Here is a 22,666-nt window from a genome sequence, read left to right as displayed (position 1 = left end):
ATCCAAATTGAATGGATTAATTATTAAATAATATGACAATCCAAATGATTTCTGATATCTAATTTCCTTTGATTACAGTGTTGGAAGTCGGGAGACCGAAGATTGCATGATTCGAAATTTTAACCAGCTTTTAAATTGATTTTTTTAAATAAATGAAGGAAATTAACTCTTGTATTATGGGGAAATTCCCAAAAAACATTTTAAGGAAATAAAATGTGATTAGTAGATTTAAAAGACCTTCAAAACATATCAACTAGTAAATACAAAAAAATTAAAACTTTAATTATAATCCAACAAAATCATCCTTTTCACTAAATTAGTCCTATGGAAAATAAGGAACAAAACAACATGGTCAAAGAACCTTATTCCCATTACGGATTGTATACCTATGCAGATTACCTGACATGGGACATAGACCATATGGTAGAACTGATCAAAGGAAAAGTATTTAGGCAAGCAGCTGCGGCACCTAGAAGAATTCATCAGGAAATCTCTATAAGAATCTCATCACAATTATTTGCCTTACTTAAAGGCAAAGGTTGCAAAGTTTTCTCAGCCCCCTTCGATGTACGCCTTCCTGCGAAATCCAAAAAGCATGAAGACATTACCACTGTAGTGCAACCGGATATCTGTGTAGTGTGTGATCCGGAAAAGCTGGATGATTTAGGCTGTGTCGGTGCACCTGACCTGATTATGGAAATTCTATCCCCAAGCAATAATAAAAAAGAGCTCCAGAACAAATATGAGGTATATGAGGAAAGTGGTGTCAGGGAATATTGGATCATCCATCCATATGAGAAAACACTTTTGATCTATACGCTGACTGACGGAAAATATATTCCTTCCAAACTTTTTACTTTGGGGGATCATGTGACATCTGGATGTATAGATGGGTTTGTTTTGGATTTGGAGGAATTGTTTACTGGGCTTGATTGATAATGAATTCTTCTTATTATTAATTTGATCCGATTTAAAAACTCCTGCTGAACAAGGTGACCGAAGGCCCGGTAAACTCCATGGATGGATGCCTGGCTACAGGTACATAACGATCACCGAAATTATACCTGTCAAGTGCATGTCTAGTCAGGTTCCGGGCACTTCTCCTATATTGACTGGAAGCTATACCTAAGCCTATATTGGTAAAGATCAAAGGCATCAATAGGTTGCTTGGGGTGGAGGACTGGAACTGAGGAGAAATAATATAAGCAATCACCACAATATCCACCGCCAAACCAGTCATATCTAAGCCAAAACTGATTTTTTGTTGGTTCAGGGCTTTTCGATAATCTGCATAAACTTCTGGTTTTTCTTCCATCAGGGTTCTTATCCTCGCTTTATCCAATAGATTTGGACCATCATAGATATCAATTTTTTCTCCAAAGAAGTTTTGTCTGAAATCCATTTTCAGATAAACACTTCCCAATTGGTCCTGATTAACCAAATAATTGTGGTTTTCAATAAGGCCATTGATTTTTCTGACCCCTTGCCTGTTCATTTGCCTTCCGATCCCCGATGTGATTCCACCACCAATAGTCATAAAGAACCAATTTCTTACAATATCATTGCTCAGCCCGCTTCTGTTGTTATACACATAACCCAAGGCACCAAGAACTAGTGCTTGCCCACCAATCCCAAGAAAAGTACCTGAGATAGTCTTGGTATGGGTTTGCCCAAATAAATTGGCATCACCCGGCATGATCTCCATATATGCCCTCACCTCCCTGGAACCAGCCTTAGACCCTTCAATAAAATAAACAGGATTTCCAAAAAAGTTTTCCCTTAAACTGATGATTGGATAATCCTTGTATTTGCTTTCAGAGAAATATTCAAAGTTTGTGTCTTGGCCGTGCGATACTATTGAAAAAAAACATAAAAATAATACACTCAAGATTTTTCTGGATTTGAATAAAAATTGGGAATTGAAATGAAGAATACGGAAAGTCTTCAAAATGTTACTCCCAAAAAAAGATATACCAGTCTGATTATTTAACATACCAATAACAAATGATTAATATAACTTTTAACTAATATCAACTATAAATATAAAAAAATTAAAACCTTAATTAGAAACCCGACAAATTTAATTTTTTCCTAAATTGGAACTATGGAAAATGAGGAAGAAAATAACATAGTCAAAGAACCTTATTCGGGTTATGGGCTCTATTCCTATGCCGATTATCTGACTTGGGACATTGACCATATGGTCGAACTGATAAAAGGAAAAGTTTTTAAACAGGCAGCAGCGGCTCCAAGAAGAATCCATCAGGAACTGATAGTGAAAATAATTACAAGACTTGGAAATCTCTTAGCAGGAAAAACTTGTAAAGCCTATATCGCCCCCTTCGATGTTCGCCTTCCCGTCAAATCCAAAAAACATGAGGACATCCGAACCGTGGTACAGCCCGATATCTGTGTAATATGTGATCCGGAAAAACTGGATGAATTGGGCTGTGTGGGTGCTCCTGACCTGATTATGGAAATCCTCTCCCCAAGCAACAATAAAAAAGAACTTCAAAATAAATATGAAGTGTATGAGGAAAGCGGAGTCTTAGAGTATTGGATTATCCACCCTTATGAGAAAACACTTTTGGTATATACACTGTCCGACGGAAAATATATTCCTTCCAAACTTTTTACTTTGGGGGATCATGTGACATCTGGATGTATAGATGGGTTTGTGTTGGATTTGGAGGAATTGTTTGAGGGACTTGATGAGATTTAATTCTTTTTTTGGAAATTAAATAATTCAACAACAATAAATCTGTATATTGAATAATCGAAGTATCTGAGTTTTCTTAACCTCTTATTTGTTTTAAAACGTTGTTTTATAATATGAATGAAATATTAGAAAAATATAATCAGTTATCACCAGACCTTCAGAAACAAGTGAATGATTTCCTTGATTTCATGTTGGAAAAATACAAAGTTGAAAAAGCCTTTGATATGAAAAGTTGGAAAAATAAAATCTTAAATATTTCAACTTGGACAGATGAAGACGTCAAAGCATTTGATGAAGGTAGGCAGCATTTTAGTCAATGGAAGGTAGAAGAATGGTAGTTGATACTGGAATATTTATTGAAAATTGATCGAGTTTAGGGATATTTTTATCGCTGCAACTGCAATGATGCACGATTTGCCAGTCTTGACGAAAAATAAAAAACACTTTTCTAGAGTAAAAGGATTAATGATAAAGTAATATCTTTTTGAGGTTATTGGTAGTGATTGGAATGAAAAAATAATTTTTGTTAAATTTTTATTGATCAGCATCAATATTAGAAAATTTCATTTACTTTGTATTTCAAAGTACTTTTAAAATGAAAAATGCTGAAAAAGAATTAGCCGAAATCAAATCCATGATGGAGCGGAGTACCCGCTTTCTGTCATTGAGCGGACTGTCCGGAGTGTTGGCCGGAATCTATGCCCTTATAGGTGCCACTATTGCCTATTTTTGGATTTATTTCCCGAATCCACCTTATGGATTTCGTACCACCTTTATTGATGATTCCGTTGTTTTCCCCAAACTCATTGTATTGGCTTTGATCATTTTATCGCTGTCCATAGGAAGTGCATACCTTCTTAGTCAAAAGAAAAGTAAACGCATCGCCACCAAGCTTTGGAATCCGGCAGGAAAGCGATTCTTACAAGCTCTGTTCGTTCCGGTTTTGGTCGGAGGGATTTTTTGTTTGGCCTTGGTACTTAGGGGTTATCTGATTGTAGTCGCACCTTCCACATTGATTTTTTACGGTTTAGCTTTGGTCAATGCCTCCCAATTCACACTGGGTGACATCAAATATTTGGGATATGGCCAACTGATTCTAGGGATTATCTCTGCTTTCTTTCCCGGTTACGGATTGATCACTTGGGCTCTTGGATTTGGCGTGCTACATGTGATTTATGGATCGATGATGTATTATAAATACGACAGATAACGTGAAGGGGAATTACGATAAGGCTTTTGAAAATGTCATCCGGCTGCGGATCATGTCCATCCTGATGGTCAATGAGCAGTTTGATTTCAATTCATTCAAAGAGCTGTTGGAAGTGACTGATGGCAACCTTGCCTCTCACTTAAAAAATCTTGAGAATTCGGAATATATCATGGTAGAAAAATCATTTCAAGGCAGAAAGCCCCTGACAAATTATTCAGCGACTGATACTGGCAAGGAGGCTTTTAAATTACACCTTGAGTTTCTGGAAAATCTAATCAAGGAAAATAAACCTTAAAAAAATTTAAACACTTACTTTGAAATACAAAGTACTTTCAATCAATCTTATCATCTAAAACAAACAAAGCAATGAATCCTTCACCTTCAACCCATCCACTGTCCATCAAAGAATTGCTTCTACCTGCCGCACTTGGCGCAAGCCTTCCCTTGGCTTGTCTTCTTTTCTTGATCCTAACCAAAGAGGATATCTTCGAATCCTGGATGTATTACCCTCTTACCATTATTCCAATTGGAGGAGCATTAGCTGGAGCGTTTTTTTACCTGATGGGCTTCCAATGGTTTCCTACCGGAAACAGGAAACTGATCGCCATCATTTTCAGCACCATACTATACTTCGTAGCGATTTGGATCAGCGCAGTGATGGCTTTCGCAATCACCGGACATTGGGATTAAACTAAACCAAAACTTCACTTGCCTCTAACTATTAACATTTCAAATCATGGATCAAAATTCAAAAACACCCGCCTTAAAACCTGAGACTTTCGGTTTTGCAAAATCTGCCAGCATCAAATTATTGATCATTGGATTGATAGCCTTGGCCTTATTGATTCCTCAATCTTTCACCTTGGACTTGATTGAAGAAAGGCAACTTCGACTTTATGAAGCAGAAGAAGACATCCGGGGGAAATGGTCCCGGGAACAAACTCTCTTAGGCCCCTATTTGAGCTTGCCATACTTTGAATTGAAAGAAATAGTATCAAATGGTGAAAAGAAACTGGTTAAAGAACATAAAACAAAATACATCCTTCCCGAACAATTAAACTTGTCCGGAAACATTGAAGCACAATTATTACATAGAGGGATTTTTGATGTGGTTGTTTACACCAATACACTTTCATTTGACGCAAGTTTCGACTCGCTTGAATTGGAGAAGATGAATCTTCAAGCTGAAAATATATTATGGAATCAAGCCAGCATAATGATTGGCATCAGTGATCTGAGGGGAATCAGCGGAAGTCCACATTTCAAGGTCAATGAAAAAAGCTTGGTTATGGAGCCATTTTCTGTAGGAAAAGGAGAAAACAAAGGACTGCTGTCCAAAATTCACCTTGATTCCAATAATTCATCCCTAAGATTTTCTGGCGAAATGATCTTGAAAGGAAGCAAGGATTTTTCGATAATTCCTTTGGGTAAGACAACTAAATTGAATCTGACCGGAAATTGGCCGAGTCCAAGTTTTCAAGGTGAATTCCTACCGGAATCCCGAGAGATTACAGAAGCAGGATTTGAAAGCAATTGGAATATTTTGCATTTCAATAGGCCTTTTGGGCAAGAATTTGAAGGATATATTCCCGATTTAAGTCAAAGTGCCTTTGGACTTTCCTTGGTTAATCCTGTAGATCAATACCAACAAAGCACACGAACATCCAAATATGCCATACTAATAATCACATTGAGTTTCCTGGCGTTATACTTAATGGAACTGTTTACAAAATCACAAATCCATCCTATTCAATATACACTTATCGGATTTGCATTGGTATTATACTACACATTGCTAATTGCCCTTTCCGAGCACCTTGGATTTAGTAATGCATATTGGATAGCGAGTTTAGCTACAATAATTCTTCTTGGACTATATTCCCGTTCAATTTTTAATAAACTTAAAGAATCCGGAATCTTCTCAGCCATACTTTCCATATTCTACATCTTCATATTTATCATAATCAAACAACAAGATTTCGCATTGTTGATCGGAAGTATTGGGTTGTTTATCGCATTAGCCATTACCATGTTTATTTCCAGAAAAATAAACTTTTCTCATCTGGAAAATCAGAACCCCATCTGGTCAAATAAACCTGAAGGTCAAATTTCCCAATAAAAAATCCCTTAACTACAACCCTTCAACCCATGAAAGATTCCATCCAATCGCTTTGGGAAAATCCCAATCTACTCGAGAAACATTATCGAAAAAATAAATCCGAATTTAAGCGGGAATTTGTCCTACTCTATCCTAATTTTAAGGGGAAAGCAACCGCTGAATTTTGGAAGGAAAGGTTAAGCTACGATTCCGATTCCATCTCATGGGGAACTAAGAAAGAATTAGGGTTAGTAGCCCTTCTATCCCTTATTTCAGGCATATTCGCTAAATTCCCTGCAATCTTCTCTATTGATGAGGAATTCTTTTATCCAAGGAATACCAGCATCATAGTGTTCACTGCTTTAACAGTCTATTTTGTCAAAAAAAATAAATTATCCGTCAACAAAACAATCTGGATTTCAGCTTCGGTTTTGATCAGTTTGGTATACATCAATTTACTTCCAAACAATCCTGAAAGTAACACCTTGACATTGGCCTGCATCCATTTACCTCTGTTGCTTTGGGGAATGTTTGGATTATCTTTTTTGGGCAATGAACCTCATGGCTTTCTGAAAAGACTTGAATTTCTTCGATTCAATGGAGATTTGGCAGTGATGTCAGGGCTTTTGCTGATTGCAGGGGGGCTGATGACCGGGATTACTTTGGGCCTGTTTGAGTTGATAGGTCTAAAAATTCAGGAATTTTACTTTCAATACATCGTGATTTTCGGATTACCCATGGTTCCGATTATTGCTGCTTTTCTAACCCAAAACAATCCTCAATTGGTAAATAAAGTCTCCCCTGTCATTGCCAAACTGTTCAGTCCTTTGGTTTTGGTGATGCTTGTAGTTTATTTATCCGCTATTGTCATCTCAGGCAAGGACCCTTATAACGACCGGGAATTTCTTTTGATTTTTAACCTTTTATTGATTGGCGTGATGGTGTTGATCTTCTTTTCGGTAGCCGAAAGTGCCAACAGGCGGCAAAATCAATTTTGGGCCTGGATTCTTCTATTGTTGGCTATAATCACTTCAATAGTAAATTTGATCGCACTTTCAGCAATCATCTACCGCATTTCGGAATGGGGATTCACTCCTAATAGGGTGGCTGTGTTGGGTGCCAATGTTCTCATGCTCGTCCATCTTTTGATAGTCACAAAAAAACTTCTGGAATCTGCTATGAATAGAACTGAATCCTCAGCTGTTGGACAATCAATTGTGAAGTTTATTCCAGTTTACCTGATTTGGGCTATTTTAATGGTTTTTATACTTCCTCTTATTTTTGGATTTCAATAAAAAAAGCCAGAAACCAACCATAAGGGAGGTTTTCTGGCTTTTTACTTTCATGTTTACCAAACGTTATTTATTATTTCTCAAAAACAATTCCTTCCGGATTCGCCCCAAGTTCTTCCAAACTTTGACTGATGGATTTTACCATTGCTTCGGGTCCACACACATAAAACTCCTGTGAAAAATCGTTTACATGTTCTTTAAGAAAATCTTTGTCAATCCGTCCAAATTTATGGCCTGCCTTCACTTCCTGATCCAAAACAGAAATAAAATCCTTTCCTAACAAATCACTGAAATAGGACTCAAGGATTACGTCTTTACCGGTTTTGTTGGCAAAAAACAAACGGTTGCCTTTTATTTCACCTTTGGCCTGAAGGGATTTGAATATGGCTATAAATGGGGTAATTCCTGCACCTCCTGCTATAAATGTACCTTTACCTTTATATTGGATCGCTCCCCAAGCGTCATCAATTATTAATTCATTTCCTACCGAAAGTGAATCCAGTTTATTGGTAACCCCGTCATGGTCACGATATGATTTGATCACAAATTCCAAATGCTCATCTTCAGGTAAGGATGTGAATGTAAATGGCCGCTTTTCTTCTTTCCAGACTTCTTCGTTGATTGCCACCTCAGTAGCCTGTCCGGGTACAAAATCATAGTCTTGGGGCTTTTCTACTTTGAATAATTTGACATCATGGGTTAGAGGTTCAATATTTAAAATTTTCACAATATCTGACATGTTTATATTTTTTGGTCCTATAATAATAAACGACCCTGAGAGATTTTGTTTGGTTTTATATCCTAAAAGCCCAAAAGTAAGATCCTTTCATTTTCCCTTACTTTTTTTAGCTTTACAGCTTTAGAGCTTAACACCTAATGAAAAAACTACTCCTTTTCATTTCCGCCTTTTGGATACTCTTTGGAAACCAAACTTTTGGTCAGGGGGCCTATGTCCCATACAACCGGGATTATTACCACATATTAGAAAGATATGAGATCAAAAATGGTGTCAATAATGAGAGCTTTCAGACAGGTTTCAAACCATTTAGAAGGGATCATTTAGCTAGATTCTTAGATTCATTGGCATATATTCCTTCAAAAGAGGCTTTGGTACATTATTCCCAAGCTGACCAGTTTAATTTTGATTATCTGAGAAATGACAATTGGGAATTTATCAGCGGGGAAACAGAGAATTCCAAAAACCCCATATTTAAAAAGCTTTACAGAAAACCCTCAGACTTTTTGCACTATCGGGATGAAGTTTTTGATGTTCATCTCAATCCAGTCCTTTACCTATCTGCAGGATTTGAACCTGGGCAGGAAAATATGAGGTTCAGAAACTCAAGAGGCGTGGAATTGAGGGGAAGCATTGATAGAAAAGTGGCCTTTTACACCTATTTCACCACAACACAAACTATTTTCCCCTCTTGGGTAAAAGAATATACCGAACATAATGGGGCAGTTCCGGGGGAAGGTTTTTGGAAAAGATATGAAGGTGAGGGCTATGGTTATTTCTCAGCCATGGGACATATCAGTTTTAATTTTACCAAACATATTAAAGCACAATTGGGGCATGACAGGAATTTCATTGGAGAAGGCTACCGTTCCATGATATTATCTGATTTCTCAAACCCCTATGCCTTTGTCAAGATCAATACCAAAATCTGGCGATTCCAACTGACCAACCTTTGGGCGCAGCAGACGGCAGATATTATCCTTGATGGTCAGGGAAGACCTACGGATGGCCGCTACCCCCAAAAATGGTTTTCCCTCTATCGATTGGGTACCAACATTGGCAAAAACTTTAATTTGGGTTTATTCCAATCGGTTATGAAAAACCAATTTGATTGGAATTATTTGAACCCCATTATTTTCTATAGATGGGTAGAACATCAATTGGGCACTCCTGATAAAGTGATGATGGGCACTGATTTCAAATGGAATTTTAGGCCCGGCATGCAACTTTACGGACAGTTTGCTTTGGATGAATTTGTCTTTGGAGAATTCTTTGGAATCGATGGGAAAAACTCCAGTAGAAATAAACATGCTATTCAGGCTGGATACAAATACATAGAAGTTTTTGGAGCGAGGAACTTGGACCTTCAATTGGAATACAATCAGGTAAGACCTTATACCTTTCAGGAAAAATTCGATTTCCAATCTTACACCAATTACCGAACCCCACTGACACATCCATTGGGTGCCAACTTCAGGGAAGTGATAGGAATACTCAGATACCAGCCTGAATTTCTGCCAAGACTGTTTGGGACATTTACAGGGCTGTATCAGTTTTATGGGGATGATCCTTCCCCTGATGTGAATTATGGCAAAGATCTTCTTAAAAACAGAACCAATCCTAACACTGGAATCGGACTCTTCGGCAATGTCATTGGTCAGGGAATAGAAAACAGGGTGGTCATGGCCAATCTAAATCTTAGCTATATGATCAAGCAGAACGTGTTCTTGGATTTCAGCCAAAGTTACAGAAGGAGAACCGCACAGGATTTATCAGCTCCGGAATCCACTACTTTTACCCAATTTTCTTTGAGGATGAATATGGTAAGGAATGATTTTAATTTTTAGAGATTGTACAAAGTATAAAGTACCAAGTACCAAGAGGAGCCTTCTTTTGGATATGGAACTTGAATTGCGTTATATTCCTTAACTTGCGCGAAAATCAGAAAGTAGAGCATGAACACTTATCTCCGGATCTTATCATACGCAAGGCCTTACCGTCGATATTTTCCAATTTATGTGATTTATACGCTTTTGGCAATCATTTTCGGATTGCTGAATTTTACCCTTTTAAAGCCGCTTTTTGATGTCATCTTTGAACAGGTCGAACCTGCTGATTTGACCAAATTCCTGGAAAAGCCGGAATTTTCATTTTCCATTGATTATTTCCTCCACTTATTCAACTATTACTTTTTACATATTTCAGAAACCTATGGCAAGTTTGGCACCCTACTTTATGTCTGCATTATTATCGTAATATCGGTTTTCCTGGCCAATCTTTTCACCTACCTGTCAGGGGTTGTTTTGGCCAAAGTAAGGGCAGAAGTTATCAAAAAAATGAGAATGAATATTTTTGAGCAGGTCACCCAAATGCACATTGGCTATTTCTCTAATGAAAGAAAAGGCGACCTGATGTCCAAAATGACCAATGACATTCAGGAAGTGGAAAACAGTATTGTCCAATCCCTTCGTGTGGTTTTCAAAGAACCGGCGACCATCATACTTTATTTTGCTGTTCTTTTTTTTATGTCTGTCAAATTGACCCTTTTCACCATCATATTGATCCCTGTATCGGGTGCAATCATCGGGGGAATTACTAGAAGGTTAAAGAAAAATGCTATAGAAAGTCAGGAATCATTGGGCAGGATAGTCAATATTCTTGACGAGACCATTGGTGGTATGCGTGTTATTAAAGCTTTTGGGGCTCAAAAATATATCAGGAATAAATTTGATTCAGAAACAGACTTTTATTCTGATGTGAATATTTCAATGGCCAGAAAAAATGAACTGGCCTCCCCCATTTCCCAGTTTTTGGGTGTATCGGTGGTTGCAGGTATTTTGGTCTATGGGGGCAGTTTGGTATTGAGCAATAATTCTGATTTGGGTGCTTCGGACTTTATCACTTATATCATCATCTTCACTCAGGTATTGAATCCTGCCAAGGAAATCTCAAGGGCAGCTAGCAGTATCCAAAGAGGTCTTGCCTCTGCAGATAGGATTTTTGAAGTAGTGGATACCCCTAGTAATATTAACAACATTGAAAAGCCTATACTAATCGATGCATTCCATGGGTCAATAGTTTTCGATCAAGTATCATTCAGTTATGAGAAAGATCAGATTCTCAAAGACATCAGTTTCAAACTAGAGAAAGGCAAAACCATTGCTTTGGTGGGGCCCTCAGGAGGTGGCAAATCCACACTTGCCGATTTGGTTCCGCGTTTTTATGACCCTTCTGGGGGATCGATCACTATTGACGGAAGAGAATTAAAAACCATAGAAATTGGAAGTCTCAGAAAACAGATGGGGATTGTCACCCAAGAATCCATTCTGTTCAATGACACCGTATTCAACAATATTGCCTTTGGACTTGAGGGCATTTCTGAACAAAAAGTAATAGAAGCAGCCACAATTGCCAATGCACATGAATTCATAATACAATTGGAAAATGGTTACCATACGTCTATCGGGGAAAGAGGTTCCAAACTTTCGGGAGGACAGCGGCAAAGGTTGAGCATTGCAAGGGCGGTTTTGAAAAATCCACCCATCCTGATTCTGGACGAGGCAACTTCGGCTTTGGACTCTCAATCCGAAAAATTGGTGCAAGAAGCACTGACCAATCTGATGAACAATAGAACAACCCTGGTAATCGCCCATAGACTCAGCACTATCCAACATGCAGATGAAATTCTCGTTATCAAAAAAGGGCAAATTGTGCAAAGAGGAACACATCAGCAACTGATGGAGGAAGAAGGACTTTACAGGAAACTTTCCACAATGCAGTCTGTTTAGTATATTAGAGAAAAAATATTAAGACATAATCCTATGAGACAACTCAATAAAATCATGCACCTTACCGTAGCGCTCTTTTTTGCAGCTAGTTTGGTTTTTTTCCTGTCATTCAATAACCTCAAGGGGCTTTTCGGAATCGATGAACTCAACACAGGGACTGTGGTTTCATTCTTATTGGTAGGTACCGTTCTTTTCCTGATTGCTTGGGGAACCGGCAAGATGGTTAGAAACGGGTTGGAAGGAGAAATCTCTTTCAAAGAAAATGAGAAAAAGGAACTGAAGGCCAAATTATACGACTTGGAACAGGGAGTCAAACTTAAGAATATCGAAAGGAAAATTGATCAAGTGGAAGATGACAAAGACCCTTCAGGTATTAAACCCCGACAAAATTTTAAATAAGCCAATAATTTTTTGGCTAAAATTACTATCTTAGGAAACCGCTTAGGTTTCCTTTTTTTTATACCTTAAATTTTAAAATATGGTAGCAAAAACTTTTGGCAGTGCGGTTTCCGGTGTAGATGCCAAGCTTATTACAATAGAGGTAAATGTCGGTCAAGGCACTAGTTTTTACATGGTGGGACTTCCAGACAGTGCCGTTAAAGAAAGTCAACAGAGGGTAGAATCAGCACTTAAGTATTACGGTTATCGGATGCCCAGGCAAAAAGTCGTAGTCAACCTCGCTCCTGCTGACATCAGGAAAGAGGGTTCATCTTATGACTTACCCATTGCCTTGGGAATATTAAAAGCCTCTGAACAGGTACTTTTCCCTGAACTGGAAAACTATATTATCATGGGTGAACTATCACTTGATGGGAATTTGAGACCTGTTAAAGGTGCTTTACCGATTGCAATTGAAGCAAGAAAAAACGGTTTTAAGGGATTTATCCTTCCTGAAGAAAATGCTTCAGAAGCCTCTATTGTAAACAATATAGATATCATAGGAGTCAAAACCTTAGAGGATGCTATTCGTTTTTTGGAGGGTGAATTGGATATCCCACCGTTGATTACTGACACGCGGGACATTTTTTATAATTCATTGGAGCAGTTTGAATTTGATTTTGCGGACGTCCAAGGTCAGGAAAACATCAAAAGGGCCATGGAAATAGCTGCGGCAGGGGGTCATAATGTCATCATGATAGGTCCTCCCGGTGCAGGAAAAACCATGTTGGCCAAACGACTGCCTTCAATACTTCCCCCCTTATCTTTACAAGAAGCGTTGGAAACTACAAAAATCCACTCAGTGGCCGGTAAGTTGGGTAAAAATGCTTCTTTGATAGCCCAAAGACCGTTTAGGTCACCACATCATACCATCAGTGATGTGGCTTTGGTCGGTGGAGGAGGAAATCCCCAGCCAGGAGAAATCTCACTTTCTCACAATGGCGTACTCTTCCTAGATGAATTACCGGAATTCAAACGGACTGTTTTGGAAGTCATGCGACAACCTTTAGAAGAAAGGAAAGTGACCATTTCAAGGGCAAAAATCTCTGTGGATTACCCTGCTAATTTTATGTTGATTGCAAGTATGAATCCTTGCCCCTGCGGATATTATAACCACCCCGAAAAAGAATGTGTCTGCGGCCCAGGTATTGTTCAGCGCTATCTGAACAAAATCAGTGGACCATTATTGGATAGGATTGACCTACATGTGGAAGTGACACCTGTCAAGTTTGAAGAAATGACTTCCACCAGAAAATCAGAATCCAGTAAATCCATCCGAGAGCGGGTAATCATTGGCAGAGAAGTTCAGATAGAAAGATTCAAAAGCCAACCTGATATCTTTTGTAATGCCATGATGCCTTCGCATATGGTGAAGGAAATCTGTCATATCAATGAAGCAGGGAAAGCACTATTAAAAACAGCAATGGAAAGATTGGGACTGTCTGCAAGAGCTTATGACCGTATCCTCAAAGTTTCTAGAACAATAGCTGATTTAAGCCAAAGTGAAAATATAAAAGTGGAGCATCTTGCTGAGGCAATACAGTACAGAAGTCTTGATAGAGAAGGTTGGGCTGGTTAAAAATGTTTATGGGATTGAATTAAAAATTATGCCATTAATCAAATACTTTTGGGAAAATTTTCATTATTAAAAATCTTTACCTATTTTCAAACGCATACGAATGAGTTGTTTTTTAGTCACCCTTTTTAAGCTTACCCTTAATAAAATTTAAAGGCTGTTTTTGGACAGCCTTTATTTATCTAATGCCTGATTCAAATCCTCCAATAAGTCATCTAAATGCTCCAATCCTACTGAAACCCTAAGTAAGTTTTGAGGAGTTTTTGTATCTGGGCCTTCCACTGCAGCCCTTCTTTCAATCAGACTTTCTACCCCACCTAGGCTTGTTGCATTCGTAAAGTATTTCAAATGTGAAATTACCCTATCAGCGTCTTGAGCAGTTTCCGATACTTCAAAAGACAGCATGCCGCCAAAACCGGACATCTGTGCAGCTGCTGTCAGATGGTTAGGATGTGATAGCAGCCCAGGGTAATATACTTTATTTACTTTGGGATGTTGCTGCAAAAAGGTAGCCAATATCCCTGCATGTTCAGCATGCCCTTTCATACGATAAGGCAATGTTTTTATACTCCTTGTCAGCATATAACAATCAAAAGGTGAAGGAACTGCTCCTCCCACTTGCTGTACCATTTTTATCTTTTCCCATAACCCTTCTTTGGATTTTGTAATCAGGGCTCCACCAAGGATGTCACTGTGACCCCCAAGATATTTCGTAGTACTATGCATCACAATATCAGCACCCAACAACAATGGGTTTTGAAAAACGGGGGTGGCAAAGGTATTGTCACATGCCACTTTGATTTTTTTATCATTGGCAATCTCACAAATTCTTCTGATATCTGAAACCTGCAATAGTGGGTTGGAAGGAGTCTCTACCCAAATCAGATTTGTTTTTGAATTAATGGCATCCGCAACATTTTGGACATTTGTCATGTCCACAAATGTCACTTCAAGGATTCCCTTGAAAACATTAATGAGCAAACTCCTCAAACCATGGTACATGTCATCGGGAGCCACTATATGACTCCCAGGCTCTAAAGACTGAAAAACTGCCATTCCAGCAGCATTCCCCGAGGAGAAAGCCGCTGCAGCCGCTCCACGCTCCAATTTTGCCAAAACCTGCTCCAATGCAGAACGATTGGGATTATTTGCTCTGGAATATATAGGAGAGCCTTCTATATGTTCGAAAGTTGTTGAAAGCGTGATAGGTTGAACTGCAGGTCTATTTTTGTCTTCAATGATGGTACCTGCATGGATGGCAATAGTCTCTAATTTCATGGTCATGTTGTATTTAACGAATTCTGTCAACAGACCTTACCAGCATCTCGTCTTTTCTGATAAATCTATTTGCCAATAAATTCATGATCATCCCAGCAAAAATTGCCCAAAAACCGATCACAAATGCGCCATTTACCTCAGGATTGATCGTCTCATTGGCATTATGGGAAAACCAGATGATTAAACCCACATTAATGACCATGGCTAATGAATTCATCATGTTCAAAAACATCTGCCTTGTTCTGTTTTTGTATTGAAATAAACTGAATAGGGCCAATCCTATTGAAATAAATGCCAGTATGGCTATCGCAATCATAGAACTGGACGCTACTACTTCACCTGATTCAACATCGATTGTCGTCAAAGCCCAAGCTGTGAGCGTAGCCATTTGAGTCTGACTAGGGTTGACCTGATGCCAAATTGGAAATATCAATACCAAAACCATGGCCACAGCAACTAGAAACATAAAAACAGTCTGAATTCTTTGTATCATTTTTCAATTAAATTTTGACAAAGTAACAGGGTTATTTTTTGATTCGCAAGGAATGGATAAATGGTCATTTGAATTTGATAAGGAATGGTATCTTTGTAACACCAAAATGGAAAAATTCAGATACTTTCTAGAACTAGCCTACAAAGGCACGCGTTACCATGGATGGCAAATTCAGAAAAACGCGCATTCTGTACAGTCAGAATTGGAAAATGGAATCTCCACCCTATTGGGGGAACCTACTTCCATTATGGGCAGTGGAAGAACGGACACGGGGGTTCATGCGAGTCAGCAATTCGCACATTTTGATGCTTCAAAGGAATTGATTGAAAGGGATTTTATCAAAAAACTCAATGCCATTATCCCAAAAGATATTTCAGTATACTCTCTAAAAAGGGTTAAAGAAGACGCTCATACAAGATTTGATGCGCTTTGGAGAAGTTATATTTATAAGGTAAACCTTAGAAAAAATCCCTTTGAACAGGAATATTCTTGGCTGTATTATAAAAGTCCCGACATAGAAAAGATGAACGATGCTGCTTCAATACTCATGAGATATGATGATTTTCAGTGTTTCAGCAAAGTTCGAACAGATGTCACCCATTTCAATTGTAAAATAAAAGAGGCTTATTGGGAACAAATTGACCAGCAATTGTTATTCCATATAACTGCCAACAGGTTTTTGCGGGGAATGGTACGCGCCATTGTCGGCACTTTAATAGATGTGGGCACAAGCAACCTAAATATTGAGCAGTTTATTGCTATTTTGGAAAGCAAAGACAGGACTCAAGCCAAGTCTTCAGCGCCAGCCCATGGATTATACCTTTGCAAAATCATTTATCCTGAAAATTTATTTATCTAAATAAACAAACTTTTGAGCCTGGAAAAAGAAAATATCAAAAGCGGTGACATCATAGACACACAGGTATTGAGAAAACTTTACAAGTTTGTCAAACCCTACCAAAAACAATTTTTCTTTTTGGTGTTTTTGACCATAGCCCTTGCTATTCTGGCGCCTACCCGACCCTACTTTATCCAAGTAGCTATAGATGATTACGTTACCGTTGGGGATAGAAGTGGGCTTATCAGAATTATTTACTTACTCATTTTCTTGATGGTATTACAAGCCGCTGTACAGTTTGCTCATACCTACCTTTCGGGATGGATAGGTCAAGTGATCATCAAGGATATCAGAATCAAACTTTATAGACATTTGTTGAAGATGCGATTGAAATTTTTTGATAATACTCCAATAGGAAGGTTGGTCACAAGAAACATCTCAGACATAGAAACCCTAGCTGAAGTATTCAGTGAAGGCTTGGCCGCAATTATCGGCGATTTATTACAGCTGGTGACAATCCTTGCTGTGATGTTTTATGTGGACTGGAAACTCACTTTGGTGAGTTTGTGCACACTGCCATTATTGCTCATTTCTACTTACGTCTTCAAAGAGAAAATAAAATTTGCTTTCAATGAGGTGAGGAATGCGGTATCCAACTTGAATTCATTCCTACAGGAACATATCACAGGAATGAATATCGTACAGATATTCAACAGAGAACAACGGGAATATGAAAAATTCCAAGACATCAATAAGGAACATAAAAAAGCTCATATCAAATCTGTGCTCTATTATTCCATCTATTTTCCCGTAGCTGAAATCATTCAAGCCATAGGAATCGGATTGGTCGTTTGGTATGGGGCCACAGGAGTTTTTGACTTGGATATCAAAGTCGGGGTATTGATATCTTTCATCATGTACCTTCAGTTGTTTTTCAGGCCAATCCGAATGATTGCTGACAGATACAATACCTTACAAATGGGAGTGGTCAGCTCTTCGAGGATTTTTAAATTACTTGAAAGTGATGAGCAAATCCCCAATGAAGGCAACCTAAAACCTGAGAAACTGAAAGGAAATATCAAACTTGAAAATGTTTGGTTTGCCTATATTGATCAGGATTGGGTGTTGAAGAATATCAATTTTGAGGTCAAACATGGGCAAACCGTCGCTTTGGTAGGTGCAACAGGTGCCGGAAAATCATCTATTATCAACCTGATCAACCGATTTTACGAGATCAATCAAGGAATCATTAAAATTGATGATACAGATATTAGAGACTTTGAATTGGGATCATTGAGACGACACATTGGGGTGGTATTGCAGGATGTGTTCCTATTTTCAGAAACCATCTTCTACAACATCACATTAGGCAATCCTGACATCAGCAGAGAAGAAGTCATGAAAGCTGCCAAACTGGTCGGTGCCAAAAAGTTTATTGAAAGACTTCCCGGTGGCCTGGATTATAATGTCATGGAAAGAGGTGCCACACTATCAGTAGGACAACGCCAATTGATTTCATTTGTACGCGCCATGGTCTACAATCCCGAAATCATCATTCTTGATGAAGCAACCTCCTCTGTGGACACAGAAACTGAAGAGATGATACAAAAGGCGATTACCAAAATGATGAAAGGTAGAACTTCCATTGTGATTGCGCATAGGCTTTCTACCATCCAAAAAGCAGATAAAATCATTGTAATGCACCATGGTGAAATCAAAGAAATGGGAACACACGAAAGCTTGCTTGAATTGGGTGGATATTATTCCCAATTACATCAAATGCAATTAAAGACTATGGTTATTGGAGAAGGTCTTTAAAGGATGAGGGAAGCAGGATGAAGGACAAGGTAGACTTTTTGAATTTAGATTTTAGATTTGGTGAACTTCATGAAATAGGTTGACACCAAAAATTGTGAGTGGAGACACTCACTAAGGATTTTGAATGGAGACTCCCTTTTTGACAAAGAAAAAATCCCGTAGGGATGACCGAAATAATAGCCCGGCAATTTATTGCCGGGATCAAAGATAACACATCTCCAAAAATACCTTAGGTACGGCCGATTTGATGAATCCAAGTAAGGGTTTAGAGATATTTGTTCAGGAGCTTTTCCATTTCTTGTTGGAGTTTTTTGGCTTCTTTCCCAGCATCTTTTGCAAAGTCTTGATCTTTACCGGCATAAATGATCCCTCTTGATGAATTGACCAAAAGACCGCATTGGTCGTTCATCCCGTATTTGGCAACATCTTTCAGACTTCCTCCTTGCGCTCCAACACCAGGTACTAAAAAGAAATGTTCTGGTACTATTTTCCTAACCTCCGCGATCTTCTCTCCCCTTGTTGCTCCAACTACATACATCATATTATCAGGACTTCCCCAAGTGCTGCTTTTCTCCAATACTTCCTGAAAGAATAGTTTACCTGATTGTGAGGGAATCAGTTGAAAATCTGCACTGCCTTCATTGGAAGTCAAGGCCAAAAGAATTACCCATTTATTTTTAAATTCCAAAAAAGGCTTGACACTGTCTACTCCCATATAAGGAGCCACGGTAATTGAATCAAATTTCATTGCTTCAAAAAATGCTTTGGCATACAAACCCGAAGTATTTCCAATATCCCCTCTTTTGGCATCCGCAATGGTGAAAATATCCTTTGGGATAAACTCCAATGTCTTTTGAAGGCTTTCCCATCCTTTTGGCCCAAGGGCCTCATAAAATGCAATATTGGGCTTATAGGCCACTGCAAAATCAGAAGTTTGTTCGATGATTTGCTTGTTGAATTCAAAAATGGGATCTGATTCTTTCAATAGATGAGAAGGTATTTTGGAAAGGTCCGTATCAAGACCCACACACAAAAAAGATTCTTTATTTTTGATATTCTGAAAGAGTTCTTTACGATTCATGAAGTATAGATTTTCCCAAAAGTAGGGATAAAAAATATTCTAACCCCTTCCAGAAATTTAATTTCAGCGAAGATCAATAACTTCCACCTTTCCATATTTCTGTGGATTGAAAGTAAAATAAGCATCCGGCAGATCAACCTCAGTATTTACTGAATTAAATTTATATTTGAAAACGCCCCCCTGATCATCATATATTTCCCAACCTACTAAGTCTTTTTTGTTTTTGTCAACAAACAATTTGACTCTCTTGAAAGGTGCATTGGCCTTTTCAGCCAAAAGCTCTATTTCCTGAATCACGATTCCTTTTTCATTCTTTTCACCGATCAATCTATAATTATAACCTTTCTGATACATCGTGTAGACAGAAGAAGGTGTCAGTTCATCCTCCATATCACCCGCATTGTTGACTGTTACCTCTTTGTAATTCCCGGATTCTATGTATGTCCAAACTGTTTTGCCATTATTAAAAATCTCCTGCTCGGGTAATTTCAGATGGTACTTTTCACCTTTAATGGCTATTTCCCCATTTTGCGACTGACTTTTTCCATCCACCATTTCAGCATAAGAAAATTCAAAACTTGCTTCTAGGCCTTTCAAAGATTTATATTTCTGGCTTACACCATCCAAAATCGTTTTGGCCTTTGGATCCTTTTGTGCAAAAACACTAGAGGAAACCATAGCAGTTGTTAAAAAAAAGATAAGTATAAATAGGTTTTTCATTGTGATTGTAGATTATCTCCTCAGAATAAATCCAAAGGAATTACAGATTGTTCAATAACCGTTCCAAACTACCTTCATCCTGGACTAATACCTCTCTGGCTTTACTGCCTTCAAAAGGCCCCACAATTCCTGCTGCTTCCAATTGGTCAACAATCCTACCTGCACGGTTATATCCAAGTTTTAACTTTCTCTGGATCAAAGAGGTACTTCCTTGCTGATGCATTACAATCAACCTAGCCGCGTCATCAAAAAGTGGATCCCTATCAGCCAAATCAATACTTGCTAGGTTACCATCCCCATCTTCACCTTCAAACTCAGGTAAAAGATAAGCATCTGAGTAGCCTTTTTGTTCACCTATCCAATCGCAAATGGCATCGACTTCGGGAGTATCCAAAAAAGCACATTGCAAACGGGTCATTTCAGAGCCATGGGAGAGCAACATATCCCCCATACCAATCAATTGATCAGCACCTCCTGCATCCAAAATAGTTCGGCTGTCAATCTTGGAAGTCACCCGAAATGAAAGTCTTGCCGGGAAGTTTGCCTTGATGATACCCGTGATCACATTGACAGATGGTCTTTGGGTAGCCACAACGAGGTGAATCCCAATAGCCCTAGCCAATTGTGCCAAGCGGGCAATAGGAGCTTCAATCTCCTTCCCTGCGGTCATCATCAGATCAGCCAGCTCATCAATCACCAAAACGATATAGGGCATAAACCTATGACCTTTTTCAGGGTTTAGCTTGCGGGCTACAAACTTGGCGTTGTATTCTTTGAGATTCCTACAGCCGGCATCTTTGAGCAAATCATAGCGTTTATCCATCTCAATACACAGCGAATTCAAGGTATAGATTACCTTTTTGGTGTCTGTGATGATTGCTTCTTCTGCTCCGGGTAATTTGGCTAAGAAATGCCTTTCGATTTTATTAAAAAGCGTCAGCTCCACTTTTTTGGGATCCACCAAGACAAACTTCAATTGAGACGGATGCTTTTTGTACACCAATGATGCCAAAATCATATTCAATCCCACAGATTTACCCTGACCCGTAGCACCTGCCATCAGCAAATGTGGCATTTTTGCCAAATCCATCACAAAAACTTCATTGGAAATGGTCTTACCCAAAGCGACTGGCAGGTCCTTATCACTCCGCATAAACTTTTCTGTACCGATGACAGATCTAGCAGGAACCAATTCTCTGTTTTTGTTAGGGACTTCTATACCTATTGTTCCTTTACCGGGAATCGGTGCAATGATACGAATTCCCAATGCAGCCAAACTCAAAGCAATGTCATCCTCCAGATTTTTGATTTTGGAAATTTTCACCCCTGGATCAGGTACAATTTCATAAAGAGTAACGGTTGGACCAATTGTAGCTTTGATCTCTTGAATCCCGATTTTGAAATTGACCAGCGTTTCTACAATCTTATTTTTATTTTCCTCCAATTCCTGTCTAGAAACTGTGACTTTTTGGAAATCATAATCGTTGAGCAGGTCTAGGGTCGGATACTTATAATGTGGCAGATCCAGTGTCGGGTCGTAAGGGTCAAGGTTTTCAACTTCATCCGCTGTCTTTTCCTCGCCTTCTGATTTACTGACTGAAAACTTTTTTTCCTCCACACGGGATTCAATCTCAAACTCGTTGTCCTCTTCCAATAAATCTTCCCCTTCTATGTTAAAAACAGGAGAAGTGCCTATTTTTTTGTTGTCCTCTTTTTCAGATTTAATGGTCCAGCTACTGACATCTTCTTCAATTTCTTCCTCACTCAACTCTTCTTCTATTCCTAATTCATCTCTCTCTTCTTCAATTTCATCCTCAATGCTTCCTTCGAATGATGATCTTTCAGCAACTACCTCACCACCGGATCCAGTCTTGCTTTCGGTCAAAGACCAATTGAATTGATGAATATTGAAGTAAAAAACCAGAAAAATCAAAAGAGAGCCCACTATAAGGAGGATACTGCCCCAGCCCAGAAATTCATTTGACAAGAGTCCAAGTTCATATCCGAATCCACCACTCAGAAATCCGAGGGTATTGAAACCATCCGCCATCTGAACAAGGTAACCTGTGACCAATCCTATCCAAAAAACAAAGAACAATGCAAAAGCACTGTATCTCGATAAAGAAATTAAAGATTTTTTGAAGGCGAGTTTGAAGCCCAAAAGGAACAAGTAAGGGGGCAAAAGAAAGGCTGCCAATCCAAACCATCTGCGGATAAAAAGGTCAGACATTTGGGCACCGAATAATCCAAGCCAATTTCTGGTTTCAGCGGCTGTGCTCCTGATACCTTGTTCCAACTCAGAAGCGACAAGACTTTGATCAGCCTTACCGGAAAAGAGGTAACTGAAAAAAGCAAACAATAGGAAAATAGAGGCAAGAATAAAGACAATTCCCAAAGTCAATGGTATTCTCTTATCCTTGACAAAATCCATGGAAAAGCTGCTTGGTCTCTTTTCCTTAGCCTTGGTTTTAGGATCACTTTTCTTTCTAAATGTATTTGTTCTGGGTGTTTCGGAAGCCATATTGATTATTCTATCATTCCCAAATTAATGGAAGATCTCGGAAATATACAGATTTCCGAA

The 22,666-nt window shown here is 38.6% G+C and carries 21 protein-coding genes; 14 read left to right on the top strand and 7 right to left on the bottom strand.

Annotated features, from left to right (window positions below; genetic code table 11):
• The first annotated feature begins 324 nt into the window (after positions 1 to 324).
• Positions 325 to 936 carry a Uma2 family endonuclease gene (locus HMJ38_RS19555; protein WP_194976124.1) on the top strand — a complete coding sequence of 204 codons (612 nt, stop codon included), beginning with the start codon at positions 325 to 327 and terminating at the stop codon, positions 934 to 936.
• Between the two features lie 34 nt (positions 937 to 970).
• Here HMJ38_RS19555 and HMJ38_RS19550 read toward each other — a convergent pair whose 3' ends face one another.
• Positions 971 to 1,888 carry a hypothetical protein gene (locus HMJ38_RS19550; protein ID WP_194976123.1) on the bottom strand — a complete coding sequence of 306 codons (918 nt, stop codon included), beginning with the start codon at positions 1,886 to 1,888 and terminating at the stop codon, positions 971 to 973.
• 216 nt (positions 1,889 to 2,104) lie between these two features.
• On the opposite strand from HMJ38_RS19550, the gene HMJ38_RS19545 reads away from it, so the two are divergent.
• From HMJ38_RS19545 to HMJ38_RS19515, 7 genes are all read left to right on the top strand, one after another.
• Positions 2,105 to 2,722 (top strand): Uma2 family endonuclease, encoded by a 618-nt coding sequence (locus HMJ38_RS19545; RefSeq protein ID WP_194976122.1) that lies wholly within the window; start codon positions 2,105 to 2,107, stop codon positions 2,720 to 2,722.
• 110 nt (positions 2,723 to 2,832) lie between these two features.
• Positions 2,833 to 3,057 (top strand): DUF2281 domain-containing protein, encoded by a 225-nt coding sequence (locus HMJ38_RS19540; protein WP_194976121.1) that lies wholly within the window; start codon positions 2,833 to 2,835, stop codon positions 3,055 to 3,057.
• A 257-nt stretch (positions 3,058 to 3,314) separates the two neighbouring features.
• Complete coding sequence (locus HMJ38_RS19535) at positions 3,315 to 3,929, top strand: hypothetical protein (protein WP_194976120.1); 615 nt, start codon at positions 3,315 to 3,317, stop codon at positions 3,927 to 3,929.
• Between the two features lies 1 nt (position 3,930).
• A complete protein-coding gene (locus HMJ38_RS19530; protein ID WP_194976119.1) occupies positions 3,931 to 4,224 on the top strand; it encodes a winged helix-turn-helix domain-containing protein in 294 nt (97 codons plus the stop codon).
• 71 nt (positions 4,225 to 4,295) lie between these two features.
• Positions 4,296 to 4,619, top strand: a complete 324-nt coding sequence (locus HMJ38_RS19525; protein WP_194976118.1) for a hypothetical protein — start codon at positions 4,296 to 4,298, stop codon at positions 4,617 to 4,619.
• Positions 4,620 to 4,665: 46 nt separating this feature from the next.
• Positions 4,666 to 6,048: a cell envelope integrity protein CreD gene (creD, locus tag HMJ38_RS19520; RefSeq protein WP_194976117.1), complete on the top strand. Its 1,383-nt coding sequence runs from the start codon at positions 4,666 to 4,668 to the stop codon at positions 6,046 to 6,048.
• Between the two features lie 29 nt (positions 6,049 to 6,077).
• Positions 6,078 to 7,322 carry a DUF4153 domain-containing protein gene (locus HMJ38_RS19515; protein WP_194976116.1) on the top strand — a complete coding sequence of 415 codons (1,245 nt, stop codon included), beginning with the start codon at positions 6,078 to 6,080 and terminating at the stop codon, positions 7,320 to 7,322.
• Between the two features lie 70 nt (positions 7,323 to 7,392).
• On the opposite strand, the gene HMJ38_RS19510 is transcribed toward HMJ38_RS19515, so the two are convergent.
• Entirely contained in the window at positions 7,393 to 8,058 is a 666-nt protein-coding gene (locus HMJ38_RS19510) for an FAD-binding oxidoreductase (protein ID WP_194976115.1), read from the bottom strand.
• A 137-nt stretch (positions 8,059 to 8,195) separates the two neighbouring features.
• Between HMJ38_RS19510 and HMJ38_RS19505 the strand changes: the two genes are divergently transcribed.
• From HMJ38_RS19505 to HMJ38_RS19490, 4 genes are all read left to right on the top strand, one after another.
• Positions 8,196 to 9,902, top strand: a complete 1,707-nt coding sequence (locus HMJ38_RS19505; protein WP_194976114.1) for a hypothetical protein — start codon at positions 8,196 to 8,198, stop codon at positions 9,900 to 9,902.
• A 108-nt stretch (positions 9,903 to 10,010) separates the two neighbouring features.
• The gene (locus tag HMJ38_RS19500) at positions 10,011 to 11,843 is read left to right on the top strand and encodes an ABC transporter ATP-binding protein (RefSeq protein ID WP_194976113.1); all 1,833 of its coding nucleotides are present in this window, start codon (positions 10,011 to 10,013) and stop codon (positions 11,841 to 11,843) included.
• Positions 11,844 to 11,876: 33 nt separating this feature from the next.
• Positions 11,877 to 12,242, top strand: coding sequence for a hypothetical protein (locus tag HMJ38_RS19495; protein ID WP_194976112.1), 366 nt, complete (start codon positions 11,877 to 11,879; stop codon positions 12,240 to 12,242).
• Between the two features lie 79 nt (positions 12,243 to 12,321).
• The gene (locus HMJ38_RS19490; RefSeq protein ID WP_194976111.1) at positions 12,322 to 13,860 is read left to right on the top strand and encodes a YifB family Mg chelatase-like AAA ATPase; all 1,539 of its coding nucleotides are present in this window, start codon (positions 12,322 to 12,324) and stop codon (positions 13,858 to 13,860) included.
• Between the two features lie 171 nt (positions 13,861 to 14,031).
• On the opposite strand, the gene HMJ38_RS19485 is transcribed toward HMJ38_RS19490, so the two are convergent.
• Both HMJ38_RS19485 and HMJ38_RS19480 read right to left on the bottom strand, forming a co-directional pair.
• Complete coding sequence (locus HMJ38_RS19485; protein WP_194976110.1) at positions 14,032 to 15,135, bottom strand: trans-sulfuration enzyme family protein; 1,104 nt, start codon at positions 15,133 to 15,135, stop codon at positions 14,032 to 14,034.
• A gap of 13 nt (positions 15,136 to 15,148) precedes the next feature.
• Positions 15,149 to 15,628 carry a DUF4293 domain-containing protein gene (locus HMJ38_RS19480; protein ID WP_194976109.1) on the bottom strand — a complete coding sequence of 160 codons (480 nt, stop codon included), beginning with the start codon at positions 15,626 to 15,628 and terminating at the stop codon, positions 15,149 to 15,151.
• A 106-nt stretch (positions 15,629 to 15,734) separates the two neighbouring features.
• On the opposite strand from HMJ38_RS19480, the gene truA reads away from it, so the two are divergent.
• Together truA and HMJ38_RS19470 are read left to right on the top strand one after the other, a co-directional pair.
• Positions 15,735 to 16,487, top strand: a complete 753-nt coding sequence (gene truA / locus HMJ38_RS19475) for a tRNA pseudouridine(38-40) synthase TruA (protein WP_194976108.1) — start codon at positions 15,735 to 15,737, stop codon at positions 16,485 to 16,487.
• Positions 16,488 to 16,499: 12 nt separating this feature from the next.
• Positions 16,500 to 18,284 carry an ABC transporter ATP-binding protein gene (locus HMJ38_RS19470; protein WP_194976107.1) on the top strand — a complete coding sequence of 595 codons (1,785 nt, stop codon included), beginning with the start codon at positions 16,500 to 16,502 and terminating at the stop codon, positions 18,282 to 18,284.
• Positions 18,285 to 18,549: 265 nt separating this feature from the next.
• Here HMJ38_RS19470 and pyrF read toward each other — a convergent pair whose 3' ends face one another.
• From pyrF to HMJ38_RS19455, 3 genes are all read right to left on the bottom strand, one after another.
• Positions 18,550 to 19,365 (bottom strand): orotidine-5'-phosphate decarboxylase, encoded by an 816-nt coding sequence (pyrF, locus tag HMJ38_RS19465; RefSeq protein ID WP_194976106.1) that lies wholly within the window; start codon positions 19,363 to 19,365, stop codon positions 18,550 to 18,552.
• Between the two features lie 63 nt (positions 19,366 to 19,428).
• The gene (locus tag HMJ38_RS19460) at positions 19,429 to 20,085 is read right to left on the bottom strand and encodes a LolA family protein (protein ID WP_194976105.1); all 657 of its coding nucleotides are present in this window, start codon (positions 20,083 to 20,085) and stop codon (positions 19,429 to 19,431) included.
• Positions 20,086 to 20,125: 40 nt separating this feature from the next.
• Positions 20,126 to 22,606: an FtsK/SpoIIIE family DNA translocase gene (locus tag HMJ38_RS19455; protein WP_194976104.1), complete on the bottom strand. Its 2,481-nt coding sequence runs from the start codon at positions 22,604 to 22,606 to the stop codon at positions 20,126 to 20,128.
• Positions 22,607 to 22,666: the final 60 nt, after the last annotated feature.

Origin of the sequence: Aquiflexum lacus, assembly GCF_015476655.1 — a bacterium.
GTDB classification, from domain to species: domain Bacteria; phylum Bacteroidota; class Bacteroidia; order Cytophagales; family Cyclobacteriaceae; genus Aquiflexum; species Aquiflexum lacus.
This window is presented reverse-complemented; position numbering and strand designations above follow the sequence as displayed.